Origin of the sequence: Blautia intestinihominis, assembly GCF_040096655.1 — a bacterium.
In the GTDB taxonomy this organism is placed as follows: Bacteria; Bacillota; Clostridia; order Lachnospirales; family Lachnospiraceae; genus Blautia_A; species Blautia_A intestinihominis.
On the sequence record NZ_JBBMEI010000001.1, the window covers coordinates 212,022 to 227,132 of the forward strand.

Annotated in this window: 17 protein-coding genes; 11 read left to right on the forward strand and 6 right to left on the reverse strand. The window is 39.6% G+C overall.

Features of this window, described 5'->3' with window-relative positions; translation table 11 throughout:
- Positions 1 to 109 precede the first annotated feature (109 nt).
- Together WMO75_RS00890 and WMO75_RS00895 are read right to left on the reverse strand one after the other, a co-directional pair.
- Positions 110 to 919, reverse strand: a complete 810-nt coding sequence (locus WMO75_RS00890; protein WP_054337552.1) for an ABC transporter permease — start codon at positions 917 to 919, stop codon at positions 110 to 112.
- On the reverse strand, positions 906 to 1,835 hold the full coding sequence (locus WMO75_RS00895) for an ABC transporter ATP-binding protein (RefSeq protein ID WP_015526838.1): 930 nt from the start codon (positions 1,833 to 1,835) through the stop codon (positions 906 to 908). The genes WMO75_RS00890 and WMO75_RS00895 overlap by 14 nt, the downstream gene beginning before the upstream one ends.
- 221 nt (positions 1,836 to 2,056) lie before the next feature.
- Here WMO75_RS00895 and WMO75_RS00900 point away from each other — a divergent pair, with 221 nt between their 5' ends.
- Positions 2,057 to 2,731, forward strand: coding sequence for a response regulator transcription factor (locus WMO75_RS00900; protein WP_225084395.1), 675 nt, complete (start codon positions 2,057 to 2,059; stop codon positions 2,729 to 2,731).
- 374 nt (positions 2,732 to 3,105) lie between these two features.
- On the opposite strand, the gene WMO75_RS00905 is transcribed toward WMO75_RS00900, so the two are convergent.
- Positions 3,106 to 3,345 carry a hypothetical protein gene (locus WMO75_RS00905; RefSeq protein ID WP_025580526.1) on the reverse strand — a complete coding sequence of 80 codons (240 nt, stop codon included), beginning with the start codon at positions 3,343 to 3,345 and terminating at the stop codon, positions 3,106 to 3,108.
- Between the two features lie 390 nt (positions 3,346 to 3,735).
- Between WMO75_RS00905 and WMO75_RS00910 the strand changes: the two genes are divergently transcribed.
- The 10 genes from WMO75_RS00910 (at position 3,736) to WMO75_RS00955 (ending at position 12,765) form a co-directional block, all read left to right on the forward strand.
- The gene (locus WMO75_RS00910) at positions 3,736 to 4,374 is read left to right on the forward strand and encodes a single-stranded DNA-binding protein (RefSeq protein WP_015526835.1); all 639 of its coding nucleotides are present in this window, start codon (positions 3,736 to 3,738) and stop codon (positions 4,372 to 4,374) included.
- A 99-nt stretch (positions 4,375 to 4,473) separates the two neighbouring features.
- Positions 4,474 to 5,259: a hypothetical protein gene (locus WMO75_RS00915; protein ID WP_055151549.1), complete on the forward strand. Its 786-nt coding sequence runs from the start codon at positions 4,474 to 4,476 to the stop codon at positions 5,257 to 5,259.
- A 13-nt stretch (positions 5,260 to 5,272) separates the two neighbouring features.
- The gene (locus tag WMO75_RS00920; protein ID WP_015526834.1) at positions 5,273 to 7,090 is read left to right on the forward strand and encodes an AAA family ATPase; all 1,818 of its coding nucleotides are present in this window, start codon (positions 5,273 to 5,275) and stop codon (positions 7,088 to 7,090) included.
- On the forward strand, positions 6,978 to 7,355 hold the full coding sequence (locus WMO75_RS00925) for a helix-turn-helix domain-containing protein (RefSeq protein WP_225084396.1): 378 nt from the start codon (positions 6,978 to 6,980) through the stop codon (positions 7,353 to 7,355). The genes WMO75_RS00920 and WMO75_RS00925 overlap by 113 nt, the downstream gene beginning before the upstream one ends.
- The gene (locus tag WMO75_RS00930; RefSeq protein WP_349077484.1) at positions 7,352 to 9,481 is read left to right on the forward strand and encodes a vWA domain-containing protein; all 2,130 of its coding nucleotides are present in this window, start codon (positions 7,352 to 7,354) and stop codon (positions 9,479 to 9,481) included. Before WMO75_RS00925 ends, WMO75_RS00930 begins: the two co-directional genes overlap by 4 nt.
- A 17-nt stretch (positions 9,482 to 9,498) precedes the next feature.
- Positions 9,499 to 10,242: a hypothetical protein gene (locus WMO75_RS00935; RefSeq protein WP_349054918.1), complete on the forward strand. Its 744-nt coding sequence runs from the start codon at positions 9,499 to 9,501 to the stop codon at positions 10,240 to 10,242.
- Positions 10,243 to 10,304: 62 nt separating this feature from the next.
- On the forward strand, positions 10,305 to 10,853 hold the full coding sequence (locus WMO75_RS00940; protein WP_004223741.1) for an AbrB/MazE/SpoVT family DNA-binding domain-containing protein: 549 nt from the start codon (positions 10,305 to 10,307) through the stop codon (positions 10,851 to 10,853).
- Position 10,854: 1 nt separating this feature from the next.
- Positions 10,855 to 11,910 (forward strand): TRM11 family methyltransferase, encoded by a 1,056-nt coding sequence (locus WMO75_RS00945; RefSeq protein WP_139009985.1) that lies wholly within the window; start codon positions 10,855 to 10,857, stop codon positions 11,908 to 11,910.
- A 55-nt stretch (positions 11,911 to 11,965) separates the two neighbouring features.
- Entirely contained in the window at positions 11,966 to 12,208 is a 243-nt protein-coding gene (locus WMO75_RS00950) for a hypothetical protein (RefSeq protein WP_015526832.1), read from the forward strand.
- Positions 12,199 to 12,765: a hypothetical protein gene (locus WMO75_RS00955; RefSeq protein WP_347028937.1), complete on the forward strand. Its 567-nt coding sequence runs from the start codon at positions 12,199 to 12,201 to the stop codon at positions 12,763 to 12,765. Before WMO75_RS00950 ends, WMO75_RS00955 begins: the two co-directional genes overlap by 10 nt.
- Before the next feature lie 49 nt (positions 12,766 to 12,814).
- Here WMO75_RS00955 and WMO75_RS00960 read toward each other — a convergent pair whose 3' ends face one another.
- The 3 genes from WMO75_RS00960 to WMO75_RS00970 are packed head-to-tail and all read right to left on the reverse strand — an operon-like array spanning position 12,815 to position 15,035.
- A complete protein-coding gene (locus WMO75_RS00960; protein WP_015526831.1) occupies positions 12,815 to 13,402 on the reverse strand; it encodes an SOS response-associated peptidase in 588 nt (195 codons plus the stop codon).
- 42 nt (positions 13,403 to 13,444) lie between these two features.
- A complete protein-coding gene (locus tag WMO75_RS00965; RefSeq protein WP_054337543.1) occupies positions 13,445 to 13,753 on the reverse strand; it encodes a hypothetical protein in 309 nt (102 codons plus the stop codon).
- A 19-nt stretch (positions 13,754 to 13,772) separates the two neighbouring features.
- Entirely contained in the window at positions 13,773 to 15,035 is a 1,263-nt protein-coding gene (locus tag WMO75_RS00970; RefSeq protein ID WP_195196771.1) for a Y-family DNA polymerase, read from the reverse strand.
- Positions 15,036 to 15,111 lie beyond the last annotated feature (76 nt).

Consider the following 15,111-nt stretch of genomic DNA (forward strand, 5'->3'; position numbering starts at 1 on the left):
AGATTCTTGTACTTTTGTCCTCTGATGCTTTGTTAATCCACTTCATTGCAATATCCTCCTGTAAAATATTTATTTATTTCAAAGTAGTAAGAGCTACTTGAAACACAAATTAAAGTTCTTGACGTTTCAATGCAAAATGCATTAAAACTATCCCCACCAGGCACGCACCCATACCATACATAATAGTTCCAACAACAATCCCATTTGTCATCCGATATCCACAAATATTATACATATAAGTGGTCGGGTTCATAACACAAAATGCTTTAAGAAGCACTGATTGATTTTGAAAATTCTCATATACCATAGGATAAGTAATCGCACCTGCAAAGAAATATACACATGATAAAGCTGCCACAATTCCTGTATTCTTTACTAAAACCGTAATCAAAACCGCCACAGCTTCCATTCCAATCATAGCTATCATATTTAAGGTAACCATTCCGATAAAAATCAAAAATTCCTCACCTTTATAATGAAAACCATACTTCCATGCTAATCCTAAGCCTAATGCAGTTTCCACAATATAATAGAGAATAAAAAAGTGAACATTTATCACCAGTAATTTACTTAAAAATAATTTGGTTCGATTTATCCCATATACGACAGAAGCTCTTATTGTTCCTTGATGAAATTCTGCAGATACCATTGTCGTAATATAGACAATTAATCCAATCCAAGAAAAAAAATTAATTGATAATGCAAATCTTGCGATTTCTGCAGCTTTTACATTATTCATGTCGTCTATGTAGCAAATCCAACCAATGCTATCTATATTTCTATAATCACCAAAAGTCATAAACAATGTATCATTTCCCACAACGAACGGTATAAAAAAAATAAATGCCATAAATACTAAAACCCACTTCGAGGCTCGCGAATATTTCATTTTATAGTACTCTGCTTTAAGCTGTCTCATTCGATTTCACCTCCGATAATAGATTTGTGTAATACTCTTCTAAGTCTTCTCCTTCATATCCTATTTTTTCTACACCAACTCCTCCATATACTAATTCTTTTGTTATATCAGAAATATTTTTATTATAACCAAATACCTTAATCACATTTCTTAAATAAACTTTTATTTGACTTTCTGGATACCTCTCATCTAAAATACAACTAGCCTTTTCCACATTGTCTACTTCGATATGAACATGACGACGACATTTCTCATCTAATTCTTTATCTGTAATCTGTTGTAACATTTTTCCATGATGTATAAATCCATATACAGTTGCAAGTTGATGTAACTCTGGCAAAATATGACTGGATATAAGTATCGTTGTACCATCTTCTTCATTCATATTCTTTAAGACTTCTCGCACATATTTAATTTTGGTTGGATCTAAGCCATTTATTGGTTCATCTAAAATTAGCAACTGTGGGCGACCAAGCAATGCAATTGCAATTCCTAATCGCTGTTTCATCCCTAAAGAAAAAGCCTTCACTCTTTTATTTCCAGCGTCCTTTAAATCCATTATTTCCAGAACTTCATCAATACTACTTTTTCCTGGAATTCCTCGTTGAGTACGCTGGATTTCCAAATTTTGGCGTGCTGTCATGTCCATATACAAAGCTGGATTTTCAATTAAACATCCTATCTTATTTCTTTCATCTTCAAGATTTTTTTTACCAAATAAACTTATCTCACCTGAAGTCGGCTTTGTTAGTCCTGTAATAACTTTCATCAGGCTACTTTTTCCTGCACCATTTTCTCCAACCAGTCCATATATCTCGCCCGCTTTTATCGTAAGATTTACCTGATTAAGTACCATATTTTTTCCGTATGCTTTACAAATATCTTTTGCTTCCAATATTTTTTCGGGTTCTTTCATTCTAATCACTTCCCTCGTTTCTTAAATCCTATAATGATAATGATAATGTCTAATTCTAACATTTCTCTTAAATCAGTTCTTAAATTTCCATAAAATTATAAATTTATCTTTATATTTTCCCACTCGCCTATGAAACCTTCAAATTATTTAAAACAGTAACTTGTATGAAATTACAAATCATGTTAGTATTTTTACCATACCTATTACCAAAGGAGTTTATTATGATTGATATATTATTAGTAGAAGATGATAAAGAAATTTGCTTTATTTTTACAGAATTATTAAAAAGAAACCATTACAATGTTTCAGCATATCACAATGGGATAGAAGCAATTGAAGCTCTTTCCTCTAAAAAATATGATTTAATGTTATTAGATTTGATGCTTCCCGATTTGCCTGGTGAAAAAATACTATTTCACCTAAAAAAACACAACAATTCTATTCCAGTTATTGTTATATCTGCCAAAAATCAGCCTGAGATTCGTATAAACCTTCTCCGATCCGGTGCAGATGATTATATAACTAAACCTTTTTATCATGAAGAAGTTCTCGCACGAATAGAAAGTGTTTTGCGCCGTTGCAGCGAAAGTCCCCAAACGGAATATTCCTTTAAAGATATTCGCATAAATGTGGATGATCACAAAGTACTTGTAAATAACACAGAGCTTACTCTGACTACTACCGAATATAACCTCTTACAGCTACTAATCAAACATCCAAAACAGACTTTTACAAAGGAATCTTTATATCAACTTATTTGGGGAAAAGATTATATTTCAGATGATAATACTCTCAATGTCCATATAAGCAAACTAAGAAAAAAACTAGAGCATATAGGAAACCAAGCCCCTTATATCGATACTGTATGGGGAATAGGTTATAAATTACACCGTTAGAATAAATTCACGCAAAAAATACCATTACAAAGATTAATCTGTAACGGTATTTTTTACCCTATTCACTTTTTTCATACTTTCAAACAACTAGGTATACCCTCAACAATTTTTTCAGGCACAAACACTTCATTAACTATCACATACGTCCAAGCACCATCTGAGTTATCCGTAGTTTTAGACACTACAATGGCTTAACTTCCACGCAGTATATATTAAATCTACGAATTACAAATGCAAAGACACAACTTCGAACCACTACATATTCCTTTCCAAGGTAACGGTGATTGTGGTCTATGAAAATCATTTGTATTTCAGCTGACCATAAAAAACACCGTTGCAGATTCACTCCCCCACAACGGCATCTTTCATTTTTTTTATTCGATTTTATCTTCTCCTGTTGCCTTTATAAATCTCATAACCTCATCAATGGTTTTCCCAGATGCTACCAAAGCCTTAAACAGCTCATCTTTCTGCTTCTCTTCTATCTCTTTTTGAATCTCTTTTGCTTTATGACGCAGTTCCTTTAAATCGGACTCTTTTGTACGAATCTCCTGTTCCACATACTCCAGTTGCTCTTCCAAAGATGTGTTTTCCAGTTTTTTTCGTCTTGCCATAATGCATCCTCCTAATAATTTTTCCTCATTCTACCACATTTTATCTACTCTGAAAAGGTAGTAGTGTTTTATGAAAATTTTATATCTATTTGGGATTATCCTCATAAAATACTACACTTCCAAGCATTTTGACACAAAAATTATTATTTCGAATCGCAAAATACTATATATGGTATTTTATCATTGACCTTCGCTATATCTTGTGTTACTATGATATTGTATTTAAGTTTTGTGTTATCCCTTTATAGGGTGTCTGGATACTATCTCCAGTACACATGCAGTTTAAGTTGGAAAATCGTGTCATTATAATGCCGTTTTATACGGTGCTATAATGGCACTTTTTTTATTTATCACTATTTTATCGCCCAAAGGGCAGAAAGGAGAATTTTTATGTCATCTATTATCATTGTAACAGGAAGGGTAACTGCCGATCCGGTTATGCAACAAGCAAAGAATTCCGGAACTGAATACATCAGTCTGGGGCTTGCTACCAACCAGAGAGGTCAAAGCGGAAAGGAAGAACCCATCTTCTATCAGTGTTACTGCAACAAGTTTCTTGCAGATCGACTGATAAAAGCCGGTGTCAAAAAATCAACGTGTCTCATGGTCTACGGAGATTTAGAACTCCATCCGTATATTCACCAGAAAGGCAATAATGCAGGTCAAGCAGCTATCACGCCGCAAATTATGGTAAAGGACTGGCAGTTCTTACCTGCGAATCGTAATGATACCAATGCAGCAACACCTGTACCGGGGAATCCAATGGTCGGAAATCCAAATGTTCCACCAGTACCAGCAAACGGTGCTACTTATAATGGAAACCCGGGAATGAATCCTTCCGGTACCGTGCCTACTGGCGCAATGCCAGTCAATAACAATATGATGCCACAGGCCGCACAACAGATGTCTTATGCTCCGGCAGGGGGATCGGCTTATGCACCACAGGGATTTACGGCTGGCAATGTATCTGGTGATGGATTTACCAATATTCCGGAAAATACACCACCACAGCAGCTTCCATTCCCGTAAATTATCAAAGATCCCTAAAATGAAGGAATTGCGACTTTCCAGTATCTACTGGTCTGCTGCAATTCCTTTTTCTATTGAAACAAACATGGAGGAAATGAAGTGAATACACAAAAGAAATTTCTTAAAGTTCTAAGTATGCTCACAATAATTTTGTTAATTGCAACTATATTCATACCAGGAAATGGAAATCGTAATGCAGTCGCAAGTATCGGAATCCTTGGCATCCTGCTGCTATTTCTTTCCACACTTCTTCCTAAAATCTATAAACTGACTCTAAACCTACTCAAGAACCAGGGCAAAACAAGCCCTTGGTCTTCTTTGAAATCATCTGAGCCAGTTTCCGAAACAGAAGAATTGCTTTGGAGACAAATCAGCTATCAGATTACCGACAAACTACAGGCTGCATTTCCAAATGCAACATGGGAATTCCAGAAGCCGCCATCCATGAAGCAGCTTCTTTGCGGAAATCCCATACGTCTGAGAACCTTTCATACGGAGGACTACAACTTTGCGGAAGCACGTATGAACCAATACGGATATCTGGAACTTCAAATGCTGACCATTGCCAGCCTCAAAAAGACTGTCACAGTTACCGATGAGGACGATGTTCCTTTTGCTGATCCGGAATCCTGGTATTCCTTAATTGGCAAGAAAAAACTGGAGAACCTTATCGGACAGCTCCATGCGAAAGGACACCATAAACTCTATATTAATGAAAACGGGCAAATTTACATCCAAAATGGTGATACAGCGGAAATCAAGGATTGTTTTGATTATTTCCCGCCACGAAACTATTGGGATATTCTCATTTCCATCTTCCAAAAAGATGAATTGACCGCAAAAGAAAAGGACCAGGCACTAGAATTATCCTGGATAAAAGAATAAAGGAGGAAATACTATGCCAAATACAAACTTTGTCCCTAACTGGACTTTTGAAAGAACGCTACCATCTCCATTTGACAGCTATTCCGGGAAAAGTGCAGTGATGAAAGACATCGCTTCCAAATACTGTAATCAGCCTAAAAAACGGGCTACTCTCCATTCTGCTACTTTGCAGGCAGTTTTTTCTTATATGAATTTGGAAAATCCACCTGCTGGAAAAGCAGAGGAAGAACTCGGAGCCATTGGAAGCCAGGCAAACAATTTTACAATCGCAGAATATCCAAGCCGTACCGGGTTGCTGCATGTAGTGGTCTACAACCGTATGACTGGGAAATTTATAGCCGGAAAGTATGAAAAACCTTTGGATCTGGACAGTAAACCAGAGCCATATCAGTTTAAAAAAGATGAAGATTCCGGAAGTGCTCTTTATTTTGCTTTAATGCCTACTTTCCTTTCAGATGACGAATTCAATGAAAAATATCAGGAATTAAAGCAACACCGTGATGACGGTTTTCCTGACCTGCCCAAAGCTGCAGAAACGGCTGCGGTTCTTTGTGATAACGTGTACCGCAGGATCCGTTATGGTGATTCCCTTCCTATCGGGAACATCAAAGTTGACACTCCTGCAAATGGCGTGCTCCAAAGACTTACACCACTGAATATCCAAAAAGGTGTTTATGCACCAACGGAAATTATCCAGGGTACCTTTCAGGTATTAAAAGGTGGACATCACTATACTGCTTCCGCCGTTTCAATTCCCAAAGAAGATTTTGTCGATAAATACATCCTGTCCAATTCTCGGACATTAACTCCCCAAGAAGAATCAACCGTTCCTATTCTCGAAGATTGGTATGTAATCCCAAAAGAAATCCAAAGAATATGCGAACATGCCAAATTAACAACTGACAGCAAGCAGCCTATGAGGAATTTTATGCTCCGTGGGCCTGCTGGAACGGGAAAGACCGAAGGTGCCAAAGCCATTGCTGCAGGACTTCACCTTCCTTACCGATGCATCACCTGCTCGGCAAATACAGAAATTTTTGACCTTCTTGGACAGATTTTACCTGATGTAGATGAAAAACAGCTTTCTTTGGTAGGGGAACTGCCCTCTTTTCAAGACATTACCCTCGATCCGGCTACTGCCTATGAAAAATTAACGGGTACTTATGATGAAAAGGTATCAGAAAATACAGTTTATGAAGAATTGATCCATCATATATCTGAGGAAATGAAGCAGAAACAAGCTGCTACCTCCAGCAGCCAACAGTTCCGCTATGTGGATACACCACTGGTTGAAGCCATCCGAAACGGCTATCTGGTAGAAATACAGGAGCCTACGGTGATTGCCAATCCTGGTGTACTGGTAGGACTTAATTCCCTATTGGACCGTTGTAACAGCGTATTTCTGCCAAACGGGGAAGTCATCCATCGGCATCCGGATACTACCATTATAGTCACAACTAATCATGACTATGCCGGCTGTCGTCCCATGAACCAGTCTGTCATTTCAAGGATGAATATGGTCATAGATATGGATGAACCGGATGAAGAGACCATGGTAGAGCGTGTTCTTGCTATTACCGGATGTTCCGATAAAAAATCAGTACGTACCATGACACAGATTGTACGTTCCATCGCACAGTATTGTCAGGATAACCTGATAACAGATGGCTGCTGTGGAGTCCGGGAATTAATTGCCTGGGTTCAGTCTTTTATGGTATGTGGCGATATACAGGAAGCTGCTCATTATACCATTTTATCTTCCGTCACTGCCGATTCTGAAAGCCGTATCGAAATTGAAGGTTCTTGCTTGGATACAGTTCTTGCATCATAACACACTATTGAGGAACACCTTTTATACCGAAGCCGAACTACGCAAAACTCTGGCAGAAAATCTCGTTTATTTAAGAAAATCCAAGCAGACGAAACTCTCTCAGAAAGCCGTAGCAAGACTTCTGCATCTACCGGAAAAAACAATTATGAACTATGAAAATGGGCATACGCTTCCATCTGCTTACGCCGTCTTTCGGTTAGCCCAGTATTACGGCTGTACAATGGAAGATCTCCTAACCCAAAATATGAAAAAGAAAGAAAGGTGAAAAAATTGAATAACACTCAAAAAGCTTTAAAAAGAATGATCCGGGATACGGAGTCAAAAATCACTGATGAAGAACTCTTTCTTTCATCGGCTTTCCAAAAATACCAAACATCTCTGGCGAAAGCGGCTACTGGCCGTTCTCGCTATGGACTTCAGGTGCTTATGGAATGGGACAGTTCTGAAAATGCAGACATCGCTTATACAGATAATTATAGAATTCACTGTAACGCCGCAAACTCGATAACCCAAAGCTTTCCTTCCCGATTTCTGCGGTCACAAAGCCTGACTGGTCTAACTGGACATGAAATCGGACATCTGCGTTACTCTGATTTTGCATCACTACAGCTTTATCTGACCAATATGGAAAATGGTTCCTTCTATCCAGAAGCACCAGACAATCTGCCTTCTGGATACAAGGCAAATCTGCAGGACATCTTAGATGCCATGGAAGAAAAAGATAACGCAACGTGTCTGACGCTATCCCGCTGTGCTGCACAGTATAATAATATACTGGAGGACATCTACATTGAAGCCCGGATGTGTGAAGAATATCCCGGAACTTTTAAGCAGGGAATACAGATCAATAATCTGCGGATGTCTGAATTGATTCCTTCTATACAGGAACAAATTGACTGTGGCTATCAGCCGTTTTCCATTATGAGCAATTTAATTTTGTCTTATTGCCGGACTGGTAATATAAATAACCGCACGAATTATTCTGGAGAATACACAGACACCCTTTCAGACTGCATGGATTATATTGACGATGCTTTAATTGCCACACAGGGGAAAGAACGCTTACGTGCTTCCAACTATCTTTTAGTACTTTGCTGGAACTATATTCAGCCTATGGTAGAGTTAACCAGAGAGTCTTTAAAAAAGCAGGATAGTACCCAAGTTGGCGATGCTCTGGAGGATCTGCTGCGGAAAGAATCAGGTAGCGGATCTCCTCTTCCAACTGGTAAAAACGGAGGAATCCCTAAAAACATTCCAGGTCCTACAGTAAAATCAAAAACTCCTATAACCTGTGACTTATCTGGTCTTGATCCAAATTACAGGCAAGATGCAATCAACCAGGCAGAAAAGGTACTGCAGGAAGAAGGAGGAAGAATTGAACTTGCTAAAACTACAGCAGTATTAGATGGAAATAATCCAGGAATCACATACGCATCACAGTATGCCGGTTCCGGTTATGAAAATGCAGCGAATGATCTTGCACGCATCCTAAATGATGTTGCTACGGAAAAAGCCCAAAATGATTATGAACAGGAATTAACAGAAGACTTGCAAAAATCGGCGGATGAAATACATTACGGAAATGCCCATGCAGGCATCCATGTAACAATCCACCGCATCAATCCAGTTTCCGACTTTTTTATCAAATCTTATCAAACAGTTGCTTCCCCTCTTTTGCGGACCTCCAAAAGGCTGCAAAGTTCCATTCTTCCTTTATTAAAAGAAGAGGCAGAAGGCGGGAAACAAAAAAACCTGTTATTTGGTAAAAGGCTGGATATGCGGGCTTTACACCGAAAGGACGGCGGTATCTTTACCAGAACCAGGCTTCCGGATGAAGAACAAAAACTTTCCGTGGGACTTTTGGTTGATGAAAGTGGTTCTATGGGCTGGGGAGATCGTATTACCCATGCCCGGAAAACTGCAATCGTGCTGTATGATTTCTGTATGAGCCTGGGAATTCCTATTACCATTTATGGGCATTCTACAGATTCTAAGGGTGTTGCTTTGTATTCCTATGCTGAATTTGATTCTCTGGATGCCTCTGACCGTTACCGGCTGATGGATATGTCTGCCCGTAATGGCAACCGGGATGGAACTGCACTTCGTTATGTTGCGGAACACCTGGCAAAGCGTCCGGAATCACAAAAACTCCTCATCATAATCTCTGACGGACAGCCCGCGGATTGTGGGTACAGTGGTACGGAAGCAGAAGCAGATCTTCGTGGTATCAAGAATGAATATCGTAAACGTGGCATTGTGATCTTTGCTGCAGCAATTGGTGATGACAAAGAAAACATCCGCAGGATCTATCAGGATGGTTTTTTAGATATTACCAAATTAGAAGATTTACCCAAAAATATGACACAGCTTGTAAAACAATATTTGAAATAGAAAGAAGGAAAACATACATGAGTGAAAATTATCAAAACTCAATTACAGATCAGATATGCAAAGTACAGACCAGTAAAAAATTAATTGCACTGTATGACCGCCTCCGCTACACAAGTTATAACAGCTATGCACAACTTCATGCAAAAGGAGAATTTGAAGAAAATGGTCATAAAGTTCACTCCCTTATTGGAATCTCCATACAGGATTATTCTAGTGGTACTGGTGATAAAAATATTATCACCCGTTTTCATCTGGCACCCGAACAAATTCAATTTCTGCTGTCCAGAGTTACCGCTGGCTTTCCTGAATTTGAATGGTCACAAAGTAAAATATTTGGTGTGCCGGATGGCAATGGCTATTCTACTGCACAACAGTTTTTTATTTCCCGCCACGTATATAACAACCAGCAGGAAATACTGACCAGTCCATGGAGAATTCAAATTAATAACGGAAAAGGTATCAAGAAAAAGAATCATAACGGCGGCACTTATATGCAGGCTCAAAGTTTTATCTCTGAAAAAAGTGCTTTTATACAATTGACAGATATGGATTTTTATATGCTGTTAAAACGTGCTGATTCCTATATCGTAAATTGGGAAGCCTATGTTGCATCCTTCCTGATTCAAAACGGCAAACAACAGCTTAAAAAGCAACAGGAAGCAAGAATGGCACAAAATATACAGTCACAGCCAGATGAAATGACTTCCTATATGCAGGGACAGCCACAAGAGCAATATCTGAATGGTATGTATGTCGCTTAAAGAATTTCAACAAAGAAGCAGCCGAAAAGACTGCTTCTTTTTATAAAGGAAAGGGGATCTCTATGGATTATGCTACAACACTAAATATTGACCAACAAGGGCGGATCATTATTCCTGCCAAAGTAAGAAAAGCCCTACAGCTTCATACAGGCGATGTATTGATGTTGGAAGCTGACACACGCAACATCTGTCTTCGTAAATGCGACTCCCATATCCCTATGGATATCCGGTTAGACAGTTTTCTGGATATTTTACATAGCAATGTCCCTTGCCGGATTCTGTTATGTAATCATTCCAAAATCATTGCTTCCAAGAATTATCATACAGCACTTAATATGCCTGTAACAGAAAGTATTCAAAGGCTTCTGCAACAGGGAAAGATGAAATTATTCTCTGAAAAGGAACGCATATACCCTACTATGACAGGAAAATATCCCATATCAGCCTTTTTCCCTATTTCTAAAAAAGACGAATTGGGGGAAGCCCTGGGACTTTTACTATGTGCAAAAAATCAACAGCCTTTCAGCGAAATGGATTTAGGCTGTGCCAAAATGACTGCAGCGGCGATTTCCCGCTACATCCAACAAAATTATGAAAGGAAGGTGACATAAAATGAATGACTTACTGCTGCATCGGGCAGCACAATTATTAGAAGCTGAATTTGGTCCCCAATGGCGTACTGTCGCTGACATGCTTGGAACGGAAGGATTGCGAAAACGTGTGGGAAAGGAACTGACTTCTTTCATGGCATACCCAGAACGGGGCGAAGGCGGTAACAGCCAGTGGCGTGGTAACTGCTCTCCCGAAGTGATTGCAGCACTTCTACGCTATTGCCTGGACGATAAGCGATATTACGGAAAAGATACCAGCACCTTTACCCTCTTAGATCCTATGAGTGGCTCTGGGACTTCAAAGGCGGCGGCTGACCGTTATCAGGTACGTTCCCTGCTCTATGATCTAAATCCGGCACCTGCTTATGGAAAAGGTAACTGGAATGCCCTAAAAGATGAAGTGGAGGATTCCGCTGATCTCATCTTTTTCCATCCACCTTACCATAATATGATCCAGTATTCCGGAAATATCTGGGGAAACCCTCACCCGGACGACCTATCCCGCTGTGAAAACTATTCGGATTTTTTAGAAAAACTAAATCACTGTATCCGGAAATTTTTCCTGGCACTTCGGAAAGGTGGCAGGCTTGCCATACTGGTAGGCGATATGCGGCTCCATGGTAAGTTCTATAGTATGCAGCATGATTTAATGCGGATGGGTGATTTTGAATCCTTTCTGGTAAAGGGCCAGTTTAATTGTGTTTCTGACAATCGGACGTACAAAAAGCCTTTCATTCCCATTGTGACAGAATATGCTCTGTTACTGAAAAAAACGGATTCTTTCATTATCCCCTTCAGCATCCGGCAAGAAGGTGTGTTTTCTGTACAAAATACAGATATTCTTGCACTGACTTGGCATCATCTAATCCGGATGACAATGGAGAGTATTGGAGGAAGAGTGGCTTTAAAAGACCTGTACGCTTTATTAAAGGAACACCCAAAAGCGAAAAAGAATCCGCATTATCAGGAACGTATCCGTGCCACCTTATATGAACACCCAGATGAATATATCCCTGTATCGAAAGGATATTTTCGTTTGAGTTACCCTGTTACATAAAAACGAGCCATGAAAAACAGATTTTCTATGGCTATACAAAAGGAGTGTGAACACTATGACAAATCGAAAGCACCATGTGAAAGATAAACAAATAACAACACTCTCTGGATGGTTTCATTCTCCGCTACGTGTTGGGGAACGTGCTATTATTTCTGGGGTCAATGGTTTCTCTATTCTGACATCTCCTATCCTAACGATTTTGGAAGTATCAAATGACAGTATCGTTTTCGAAACAGAAAATACCATTTACCATTTGGTTCATACACCAGAGACCGTATCGGAAGTGATGTGTGCTTGAATAACATATATGAATTGGGAAGCAAGCTTTGTGAATTGCTTTCAACTTTAAAGAAAAACCGAGAATACGTTCCACTTGAAATTTTACAAACACAGTATCGGGTGCCTTATGAAACCCTAAAAAAGCAAATTGGTGATACAGCGACAGCTTTTGTAAAAGAAATTACATTATCAAAGCTTATGATAAATCCAGATGTATCTCTGGAAGAGCAGATTTCTGTTATCCAACAGGCAATTACAACATCCGGGATGCTCAAAGAAATGAGCTATACCTTATCAAAACTGTATGATGTGGAACTACTGCACAGGCAGGCATTAAAATTAAGGACATATATTGAAGATGCTCTATATCCATATATTGCCCTTCAGGATTGCCTTGTCGTTGATATGGAACGTATAGAGGATACGCCAATTATCTACAATACAATTACCCAAAAGGTTTATGAGAATGGGCAATGGAGTAAACAGGATTTGGATCTGAACGGGAAACTATTACTCTATGTAAAATCCAGTTCTCCTATGCCTGCAACAACAGAACAAATAAACAATGAATTCTAAATTCAAAAATTATTATGTCAAGAAGGGAAACTTTTGTGGGTTTCCCTTTTTACGAAAATAATTTCAGTTGTTCATATTCTGCTGTCCGATTCAACGGTATGGGCTTCTTAGCAAGAATAATTTCTACCGCTGCATCCTCCATAATCCAATCTTCCAGTTCTTGTCGTTCCAAAAGCAATGGCATCCGTTCATGCACCGGTGCTACGGAAGCATTTGCCTGTGTAGTCAGAATAACAAAACGGTTTTGACCATTATAGATTTGATAACACCCTGCCATAAATAATGTGTCATCCTGCTTTGGACTTTGAAAAGTATATTTTTCTTTGTTTTTACTCCATTCGTAAAAGTGACGGGCGGGAATCACACATCTTCGATGTAGCACACTTTCTCGAAAGGTCTTCTTGTCTAGTATCGCCTCTGCCCTTGCATTGATAAGCAGTCCCTTTCCCTGGAACCCCGGAAAGCCCCACTGCATCTGCCTCGCAGCCACTTCCCTACACCCCTTTGTAAGAACGACTGCAGATTCAGACGGGTGGATGTCCTGTCCATGCTCTATCTTTAAACGCTGGTCCAGTTTCCTTACAATCTTTTCAATTTCCCGTGAGGTTTCATCATCCACATAATATCTTCCGCACATTTTCTGTCCTCCTTTTTCCTATTTTACTTCATCCCTGGTATCTTATACAACCAGTTTCCATGCACAATCCTCCGGACAAAAGAGAAGCACAAAATTGATTTGTTTTCCCAAAAGTACCGCCTGACATCTATACTTCCAGTTCAAAATTCCCGCATACCACTGCTTTTCTACAGTCAGAACCTGGATATGATTGATCTGGATAATCTCTTCATCCTCCCCTTTTACCTTCAGCATCAATGGCAGAGATTTTCCGGTAGCTGTGAACCAGCACTGGACTGCCACCTCATGATAGGTTCCGGATAAAGGCTCCTGCTCTGTATGCTCTGTATTTATTCCGATTCCAAATGCCACCGTTTCTTCCCCCTTCCCGCTATTCTGTCTTTAATTTCTCATAGTCCACAGAACGTTTTTCCCGTGAAATGCCACCACTCATGTGATCAATACACCCACCTAAAAAAGCCGCACGTATTACCGAATCATTCCCATACCGTTTTCTGATCTGATCTATCGTTTCATCCATTTTTTCCAGCTTCTCATAATCATTCGTATCAAATAGATCCAATTGCCTCATATTCACCTGATCCTTGATGCGGCTGGTATGGATTCCCAGATGCCGGATGGGTGTCCCATCCCAGAGCTGGTCAAATAACTGGCAGGCACACTGATGAATCTCTTTCGTAATATTGGTTGCATTCTGAAGCGTCATCTGGTGACTGGCATAACTGAGATCATAATTCTTGATCCCTACTGCAATCACTTCTGCCCTGACTCCTGCTCCACGAAGTCTGCTTCCTACTGTCTCTGCCAAAGCCAACAGCACCAATTTTGCTGTAGATGCATCTGTCACATCAAAAGGAATCGTTGTGGAATTACCATATCCCTTATTGGCAGGTGGGGCAGACTGGACTACAGATACATCAATCCCATTTGCAAATCCCCAGATTACTTCCCCATGTTTCTTTAAATGTTGTTTTAAGTAGCCAGGATTGCTCTTTGCCAAATCTCCTATTGTTCGGATTCCCAACTTGAAAAGTGTCTTTGTTGTTGCCCGTCCTACAAAAAACAAGTCGCTTACCGGTAATGGCCACATCTTATTCCGTATCTCAGACTTCCATAATGTGTGCACTCTGTCTGGCTTCTGAAAATCACTTGCCATCTTAGCTAACAGTTTATTCTCTGAAATACCGATATTCACTGTAAATCCAAGCCGTTCCTTAATCTGCCTCCGCATCTTCTCCGCTGCTTCCACTGGCGTCCCCCAAAGCAATTCCGTTCCAGTCATATCTACAAACGCCTCATCTATCGAGTATTGTTCCACTGCGGGAGAATACTCTTGCAAAATTCCCATAAAAGCTTTGGAACACCTCTCATACAATCCATAATTCGGAGGCACTAAAATAAGATTTGGACATTTCTGTTTTGCTTCCAAGATTGATTCACCTGTCTGTATCCGATATTTCTTTGCTGGAATGGATTTTGCCAAAATGATTCCATGACGCATCGCCATATCCCCACCTACCGCCGACACCTGTTCTCTTAAATCGCCTTTCCATCCCAAATGATGCAGCCGATATACCGCTTCCCAGGACAAAAAGGCAGAATTTACATCTATATGAAAAATCACTTTTCCCAACTTAAATGAAAAACTAAATTCCAGCTGTGGATTATCTCAGTAACTATGCGGGATTAAATTCTGTAATGCACCTTAA